The sequence below is a fragment of the Burkholderia sp. SIMBA_051 genome, assembly GCF_046534915.1.
GTDB classification, from domain to species: domain Bacteria; phylum Pseudomonadota; class Gammaproteobacteria; order Burkholderiales; family Burkholderiaceae; genus Burkholderia; species Burkholderia ambifaria.
The window spans coordinates 1-273 of the sequence record NZ_JAWRXS010000252.1; the positions used below are offsets into that span (position 1 = coordinate 1).

Sequence of the window (273 nt, forward strand, 5' to 3'; positions counted from 1 at the left end):
GGCACACCGATTCACAGACCGACGCAAACGCCATCGCGATCCGACGCCGGCACATTCCCACAAACTTCATGGAGCCTCTCCGCCATGTTGCCGCTCGATACCTTCTTGCGCATCGTCGACGCAACGCCGCTCGTTGCGATCGACCTGATCATCTCGAACGAGGACGGCGCATACCTGCTCGGCCATCGCACCAACCGTCCCGCTCAGGGCTTCTGGTTCGTGCCTGGCGGACGCATTCACAAGAACGAACGCCTCGACGATGCATTTCGACGG

Annotated in this window: 1 protein-coding gene; it reads left to right on the forward strand. The window is 61.2% G+C overall.

The features are described 5' to 3' along the window. Positions 1–84 precede the first annotated feature (84 nt). Positions 85–273, forward strand: a 189-nt coding sequence (locus tag SB771_RS34410) for an NUDIX domain-containing protein (RefSeq protein WP_410721965.1), incomplete at its 3' end; no start/stop codon positions are given.